Annotated in this window: 7 protein-coding genes and 2 tRNA genes; 4 read left to right on the top strand and 5 right to left on the bottom strand. The window is 39.3% G+C overall.

Features of this window, described 5'->3' with window-relative positions; all coding sequences use genetic code 11:
- The first annotated feature begins 35 nt into the window (after nucleotides 1–35).
- The 3 genes from L2764_RS24970 (at nucleotide 36) to L2764_RS24960 (ending at nucleotide 634) form a co-directional block, all read left to right on the top strand.
- Nucleotides 36–111: transfer RNA gene (locus tag L2764_RS24970), tRNA-Val, on the top strand.
- 79 nt (nucleotides 112–190) lie between these two features.
- A tRNA-Val gene (locus tag L2764_RS24965) sits at nucleotides 191–266 on the top strand.
- A gap of 143 nt (nucleotides 267–409) precedes the next feature.
- A complete protein-coding gene (locus L2764_RS24960) occupies nucleotides 410–634 on the top strand; it encodes a hypothetical protein (RefSeq protein WP_248943072.1) in 225 nt (74 codons plus the stop codon).
- 5 nt (nucleotides 635–639) lie between these two features.
- Here the strand turns inward: L2764_RS24960 and L2764_RS24955 are convergent, their stop codons facing one another.
- Complete coding sequence (locus L2764_RS24955) at nucleotides 640–1,860, bottom strand: MFS transporter (RefSeq protein ID WP_248943071.1); 1,221 nt, start codon at nucleotides 1,858–1,860, stop codon at nucleotides 640–642.
- A 102-nt stretch (nucleotides 1,861–1,962) separates the two neighbouring features.
- Between L2764_RS24955 and L2764_RS24950 the strand changes: the two genes are divergently transcribed.
- Nucleotides 1,963–2,844: a LysR family transcriptional regulator gene (locus L2764_RS24950; protein WP_248943070.1), complete on the top strand. Its 882-nt coding sequence runs from the start codon at nucleotides 1,963–1,965 to the stop codon at nucleotides 2,842–2,844.
- Between the two features lie 51 nt (nucleotides 2,845–2,895).
- On the opposite strand, the gene maiA is transcribed toward L2764_RS24950, so the two are convergent.
- The 4 genes from maiA to L2764_RS24930 all read right to left on the bottom strand — a co-directional run bounded on the left by maiA (nucleotide 2,896) and on the right by L2764_RS24930 (nucleotide 7,046).
- On the bottom strand, nucleotides 2,896–3,558 hold the full coding sequence (maiA, locus tag L2764_RS24945) for a maleylacetoacetate isomerase (protein WP_248943069.1): 663 nt from the start codon (nucleotides 3,556–3,558) through the stop codon (nucleotides 2,896–2,898).
- A gap of 66 nt (nucleotides 3,559–3,624) precedes the next feature.
- Complete coding sequence (locus L2764_RS24940; RefSeq protein ID WP_248943068.1) at nucleotides 3,625–4,611, bottom strand: fumarylacetoacetate hydrolase family protein; 987 nt, start codon at nucleotides 4,609–4,611, stop codon at nucleotides 3,625–3,627.
- A gap of 295 nt (nucleotides 4,612–4,906) precedes the next feature.
- Nucleotides 4,907–6,451, bottom strand: coding sequence for a transcriptional regulator TyrR (gene tyrR, locus L2764_RS24935; RefSeq protein ID WP_248943067.1), 1,545 nt, complete (start codon nucleotides 6,449–6,451; stop codon nucleotides 4,907–4,909).
- Between the two features lie 253 nt (nucleotides 6,452–6,704).
- Nucleotides 6,705–7,046 carry a 4a-hydroxytetrahydrobiopterin dehydratase gene (locus L2764_RS24930; protein ID WP_248943066.1) on the bottom strand — a complete coding sequence of 114 codons (342 nt, stop codon included), beginning with the start codon at nucleotides 7,044–7,046 and terminating at the stop codon, nucleotides 6,705–6,707.
- Nucleotides 7,047–7,201: the final 155 nt, after the last annotated feature.

The following is a 7,201-nucleotide window of genomic DNA, read 5'->3' as shown; positions in this document are numbered from 1 at the left end:
AGCGTTACAATAAATACGTTGTTAAGAAAGTCCCAGGTCGATTAGCTCAGCTGGGAGAGCACCTCCCTTACAAGGAGGGGGTCACTGGTTCGAGCCCAGTATCGACCACCATATTTTTATTTATCTCACGATAATGAAAATAGATACAGTACAGTAGCGTTACAATAAATACGTTGTTAAGAAAGTCCCAGGTCGATTAGCTCAGCTGGGAGAGCACCTCCCTTACAAGGAGGGGGTCACTGGTTCGAGCCCAGTATCGACCACCAAATATAACGTCTTATATTGAGCTATCCCCACCTTCCTACTCTTTAAACTTCTCTCTTCAATATTTAATTAAACTCGCGACAAAAGTGATCAGCTATACTTTAGGTTACTACACTTTAGTATGGGATATCATTAAGACATTACTATGACAACAGATATTAATCAATCTACATCAATCGATAGCATTGCTGCTTATTTAAAACTTAAAAATCAATGTGATGAAAAAAAAGCATTCATAGAAGCAAAACAAATGATGCATGAACTATTACAAATGAGACAGCAAGGGCTTATCACAGGCTGGTATTTTAATGAGCAGGGAAAATTAGAACTTTTACCCGCCGAAAAAACGCAACACAGTCGTGTTAAATAACAGACTCAAACAACTGACAGTTCATGACCCGTTCCTTCTGGCACAGAAATATATTTTGCGACCAAAAGTAACGTTATAAAGAGCCCTAATACGACGCCAAGCACAACGCCATTCCATCCCCAGTGCTGCCAAAATGGCAATAAATAAGGACCACCTATTGCCGCACCAATATAATAAGTGCATAAATATAAAGCCGTTGCCTTAGAGCGATGCTCACTTGCCCGCATCGCCACCCAAGTATTACAACTACTGTGTAATAAGAAAAAACCAAATGCACTGATTAAAAAACCAAAGAAAATAAGCGTAATACTATCCATTAACGTCACTAACACCCCGAGCAGCATTAATCCTATACAAAATAACAAAACACGTGATAAACCAAAATTTTGGATCCACTTTCCTGAACGATAAGAGGCAAAGGTCCCGCTAAGATAACAAAGAAAAATAAACGTCACCTCAAAACGTCCCCATGAAAAAGGCGCCGCCATTAAATGCAGTTGAATATAGCTAAATTGATTGACCATTACCATAAATGCAGTTCCTCCAATCAAGAAAACTAACCGCATTTTCAAATCTTTGAGGTGGATACTAAAGCCTTTAATATCTGTTTTATTCACAAATCCTTTAGGTTTCTCATGAACAGGTTTGACGAAGCGGCATTTTGGCAAATAGTAACTCGATAAAAAGCAACCAATAAGCGTCAAAACAAAGAGCAATTGCATTGACTGCGTCCAAGATAAATATTCAGACATAGTACCGCCGAGTAACCGCCCAAATATCCCTCCTAAGCTATTGACTGTAATATAGATGGCGCCTGCTTTTAATAATGCATCTTGGCCTAATTCATCTTTAAAGTAAGCCATTGCCACAGCGGGTAAAGCGGCTAATAAAACACCTTGAAGCATTCTCAAAATAAGCAATAATGAAAAATCATGGGTAAACATCATCAATAGATCAATGAATGCAATAAGATATAAACTCACTAAAGCAGGCATCTTTCGTCCAATACGATCAGACAATATCGCAAAAAACAATAACGATAATGCCAACGTAAAACTCGTCACGGACAAGAGTAACGTCGCCTGACTCATCGAAACAGTAAAGTGATCAGCAATTAATGGCAACATGCCTTGTACAAGATATAAATTGATATAAATCACAATGGAAGCGATTGAAATACCAGCAATCAATCGTTTTTCACTGTTCACTTGATTAACAACACTCATGGCAAATACACCTAATAAACCAGTCGAGTAATAGACATAGTTTATCAATGGTATTAGTATAACTATAATAAATAAAACATGCCTAACCTATAGATTTTTGTTATGGATATAAAACAACTTAATCATTTAACAACCTTGGTTAATGAAGGCAGTTTTACTAAAGCTGCAGCCCAGCTGCATATTGCACAACCCGCATTAAGTCAAAGTATTAAACGATTAGAACTATCGTTAGGGGTGACATTAATCGATAGGCATTATCAAGGTCGAAATAAGCCTATAACGCTGACGGCTGAAGGCAATGCGTTACATAAACACGCCACACTTATTTTGAAACAAGTGCAGCAAGCCGAAGCTCATATTAAATCCATGGCAAATTTAACCCGTGGGGAAGTCAGAGTCGCTGTCTCTGGAATGCTAGGCTCTTATTACTTGCCCTCTCGATTAATGGCTTTCAGGCATCAACACCCCAGTCTTAAATTATCATTATTTGAGGGCGGTACTCGCCATGCGCTCGCTATGCTGCAAAAAGAAGAAGTCGATATCGCGATTGTCACCTCAGATGATCTTACCGATGAATTTGATAGCCATTTGTTATTACAAGAACAAATGGTCGTTGCAGTGGGTCAAAACCATCCTTTAGCTAAGCAAAAAGAAATCACACTAAAACAGTTCTTTAACCATGAGTTAGTCATGTTTCAGCCGGGATATTTTCATCGAGAATGGATTTTAAAACAGGCTAAGCAACTCAATGTCGAAGCGAACATCGCTTTTGAAACCAATCTGATTAATTTAATCAAACAAGTGATATCTCAAGAATTCGCGATCTCGAGCGTGCTTAAGATGGTCATTGAAAATGAAGAGACTATTTTAGCGAAACCTTTTAATCCCCCCATGTTTCTAGACTTACATATCGCCTGGAAAAAACAACGCCCAATCAGCCAAGCTGATAGGGCGTTCGTCAATTTTTTAATGGAAAATCGTTAACCTCAGCAAAAAGAAATAATCATGCTTCAACTCGAATCCAACCCCGATAATTTAAGAGGCATCCGGTTGATTTTCAGGTGCGGCATCGATAAATGCATCTAACTTAAGACAAGCACGATTCACTCTTTCAATATTGGGATAAAGGCTTAAATCAACATTAAAACGCTCTGCATTATAAACTTGAGGGATCAAACATAAATCTGCTAGGGTGACATCATTGCCAAAGCAATATTGACCCACTCCATTTTCAAGTTGCTCTTCTAATGCACTAAAACCTTGTTTAATCCAATGCTGATACCAGTTTTTTTTCCCTTCATCATCTAAGCCCAAATGCTGGGTCAAATATTGCAACACCCTAAGATTATTAATGGGGTGAATATCACACGCAATAGACATCGCCATTGCCCTTACCTTGGCACGATCGATACTCGATACGGGCAACAACGCGACTTGTGGATAAACTTCATCTAAATATTCTAAAATCGCGATTGATTGCGTTAACACCACATTGTCATCGACATTGGTCTGAGCTTCAATCACAAAGCTTGGTACTAACCCTTGTGGATTAAGTGCTAAATAAGTCGCTTTATGCTGCTCACCGCCCTCTTTCACTAAATGAACAGATAATTGCTGCGCCGTTATCTTTTTTAAATTTAAGGCAATACGTACACGATACGCAGCACTTGAACGCCAATAGCCATAAAGCTTATTCATTATACCGTCCTTTCAAAGCATCCTTTCAAAAAGCGTCCTTTAAAAGACGCTAAAAAACGATCAATATTAACCTTGATACTGGACCACTTTTTGATCGATAGCACCAAAAATACTTTGTCCCTGCTCATCAAACATCTCAATTCGAACCTCATCACCAAACTGCATAAAGCTTGTGCTCGCTTTACCATCGGCAATCATTTCTAACATTCTTGTTTCTGCAAGACAGCTAGAACCTGCACTGCGATCGTAATTAGAAATCGTACCTGAACCAATAATGGCACCCGCCCCTAAAGGACGCGTTTTTGCGACATGAGAAACTAACTGACTAAAATTAAAGGTCATATCCACGCCCGCATTTGGCTTACCAAATAAAGTCCCATTAAAATGGGTTACTAAAGGGAGGTGAACTTTACTTTCTTTCCATTGAGCACCCAGCTCATCTGGCGTGATTGCGACAGGCGAAAAACTGCTAGATGGCTTTGCTTGATAAAACCCAAAACCTTTTGCTAACTCACCTGGAATGAGATTACGTAAAGAGACATCATTAACCAACATCAATAATTTGATATGTTTTTGGGCATCCGATGCTGCGACTCCCATTGGAACATCATCGGTGATCACCGCAATTTCAGACTCAAAATCGATGCCCCAATCTTCATTCGCTAACGGAATATCTGCTTTAGGTGCAATAAAGCAATCCGATCCTCCCTGATACACTAAGGGATCGTGCCAGAACGTATCTGGCATCTGTGCACCACGCGCCTTACGAACCAATTCCACATGATTAACATAAGCACTGCCATCAGCCCATTGATACGCTCTAGGTAAGGGCGAATGACATTTGGCTTCATCAAAATCAACACTATTGTCAATTAACCCTTCATTCAATGCATCATACAGTTCTTGTAATTGAGGGTTAAGAAGCGCCCATGCATCCAATAATTGCTGCATAGTATGCGCTATCGCTGGTACGGCTACCGCTTTAGATAAATCGCGACTGACTAACATTAACTGACCATCACGCGTTCCATTATCATAACTTGCTAATTTCATATGACCCTCATTTCTTTGTCAAAAAATATAAGACTATTCTTAACTATCGACGAAAACACTCTTTTTATTCTTAGCAATAACGGCTAAAAAACCATGATGCCTATCAACCTCTGCTTGCCCCTAAAACAACACACCTTTATCATTTCAATGGCAAGAGCCTACCTTTATCCCCTTCGAGATAAAATTATATAGATAATAATTTATGGCTTGAAAAAGGAAAGGATGTGTAAATTATTCATTACAAAAAGATCACCACTGACACGGTAACCTGAAATCAATATCGAAAAACCATAAATTAAGCGGGTTTAGGTTTACTGATTTTATACTCTCTAAGTTTATTGGCAATGGCGGTATGCGAAACGCCGAGCTTTCTAGCCAATTGTCTTGTGCTTGGGTAGGCTGGATATAATCGTCTCAACAAGTTAGCTTCAAACTGTTTCATTGCTTCGTCTAAACAACCCTCAAATTCTTCATCAAAATAGCCAAAACCCTCAGCATAAGACGGTAATTTTAATTGCTCTATGCTCAATTCGGCATGACCATCCCACATAGAGACAGCTCTAAAAATCGCATTTTTCAATTGCCGCACATTGCCCGGCCAAGCATATTCAAGCAAATGCTCACGACACGCGGCTGAAATACGCCTAATGGGGATCGATAATTGTTGGCTGTAATGCTCCAAAAACATTTCAGTTAACGGTAACACATCAACTTTACGCTCCCTTAACGACGGTATATGGAAACTCAAAACATGAATCCGATAATAAAGATCTTCTCTAAATTCACCGCTTTGACATAATTCAGCAAGATTTTTTTGGGTAGAACAGATAATTCTAACATCCACTCTAATTTCCTCATCCCCGCCAACTCGCCTAAAGCATCCATCCTGTAAAAAACGTAACAATTTCACTTGAGCAGACGTTGACATTTCGGCTATTTCATCAAGAAAAACGCTGCCACCGTTCCCTTCCTCAAAAAGGCCTTTTTTAACAACCGAACCTTTACTCACATAACCAAACAATTCCTCTTCTGCAGCGCTATCTGGCATCGCAGCACAATTAATCGCAATAAAGGGGCTATCTCGTCGCATACTCGCATCATGACAAGCACGCGCCATTAACTCTTTACCTGTCCCTGTTTCTCCTGTAACGAGTAAAGGCGCATCAAGCTGAGCCATACGTCTTGCTTGAGTCAACACGGCTTTCATTTTATCGCTACTCGCCAGTACCGTTTCAAAACCCGATGACTGATTTTGCAATGCGTTAAATTGCTTGCCCAAACGTGCAGGAGACTTTAATGACACTACCGCACCCGCTAAAATAGATGATTCAGGTCCATCAGGTAAATAAATAGGCAACATCTCAGCAAGGTATTCATTTTCTCCAATTGTCACCCGGGTTGCTTGAGGTAAAACGAGAGTATCACTTAACCAACGACTAAAATTAACCCCTTGAATCCAATGATTAAGGGGCTCATCCAATACTTCTTGCTCAGACATTCCCAACGTTAACAAAGCAGATTCATTTACAATGCAAATTTTTCCTTTTGCATCAAGGGAAAAAACAGAATCAGGTAACGTTTTTAATAAGGTTTTTAGCGCATAGTGCTCTTGCTCTGATGGCATAAAAGACACGGTACGTACATCATTCACGCCTTCAACTTTCCGGATCAGAGGGAGTAATTCACTTAATGTATCGAAATTCACTTCAGCAAACTGTAAATAAAGAAAGCCTTGGTTACTTGCATCGATGGCAAATAAGTTAATGCTATAACCTTCCATGATAGTCAAAATATCTTTTGCTAAACCGACACGATCTAAACAGCTGACTTCCAAACGCATAATTTACCCTTCCCTTTTCTTCATCAACTCAATAAGATAGCTATTTAACAACATTGATATAATGATCAATAAATAAAAATGTTGACGCTTTAATGGCTTAAAGACTTAAACCACAATCTGAGATAACATTGGATATATTTCGTATACGGTAAAAGGTTATGAGGGGTGTGGCAAGTCTTGTTTACAAGGGTGATCAAATAAACAACAGAAATGACGCTTAAAAGCGTCATTTCGATTTCAAACGAAACATCTATTAATTTAGCAGTAACTCATCGGTTTTTGCTGCCATAATAAAATCGTTTTTATGCAAGCCGTTGACAGAATGAGACCACCAAGTGACAGTCACTTTACCCCATTCCGTTAATATACCGGGATGATGAAAATCTGTTTCTGCCAGTTCAGCTAACTGATTAGTAAATACCATCGCTAACTTAAAGTTTTTAAACTTAAAAACGCGTTCTAATTGCATTACACCATCACGGACAACAACCGCCCAATCAGGGATCATGCTCACTAAACTCGCCAATTCGTCATCAGTGACTTGAGGAGCACCCACTTGACAAGCTTCACATTTCATTGCTGATAATTTAGTCATTATTATTCCTTAATACGTAACATCATAGATGTAAAACCATAAGTTAGTTAACTTACCTCCGGCAAAGCCGGAGGCTTATTTGGGTGACGCCCTAAAAGGGCTTAAGTCCGTGCCCAAGGCACTATCTACATTCCGAGTTTTAATTGATCCCGATG

Source organism: Shewanella surugensis (assembly GCF_023284005.1).
GTDB lineage: Bacteria > Pseudomonadota > Gammaproteobacteria > Enterobacterales > Shewanellaceae > Shewanella > Shewanella surugensis.
The sequence above is the reverse complement of the archived record's forward strand: the minus strand, read 5'-3'. Positions and strand labels throughout refer to the sequence as shown.

What these genes read in the sequence shown, in the direction of transcription:
- L2764_RS24960 (WP_248943072.1), top strand. Translation starts at nt 410, where the DNA reads ATGACAACAGATATTAATCAATCTACATCAATCGATAGCATTGCTGCT.
- L2764_RS24955 (WP_248943071.1), bottom strand. Translation starts at nt 1,860, where the DNA reads ATGAGTGTTGTTAATCAAGTGAACAGTGAAAAACGATTGATTGCTGGT.
- L2764_RS24950 (WP_248943070.1), top strand. Translation starts at nt 1,963, where the DNA reads ATGGATATAAAACAACTTAATCATTTAACAACCTTGGTTAATGAAGGC.
- maiA (WP_248943069.1), bottom strand. Translation starts at nt 3,558, where the DNA reads ATGAATAAGCTTTATGGCTATTGGCGTTCAAGTGCTGCGTATCGTGTA.
- L2764_RS24940 (WP_248943068.1), bottom strand. Translation starts at nt 4,611, where the DNA reads ATGAAATTAGCAAGTTATGATAATGGAACGCGTGATGGTCAGTTAATG.
- tyrR (WP_248943067.1), bottom strand. Translation starts at nt 6,451, where the DNA reads ATGCGTTTGGAAGTCAGCTGTTTAGATCGTGTCGGTTTAGCAAAAGAT.
- L2764_RS24930 (WP_248943066.1), bottom strand. Translation starts at nt 7,046, where the DNA reads ATGACTAAATTATCAGCAATGAAATGTGAAGCTTGTCAAGTGGGTGCT.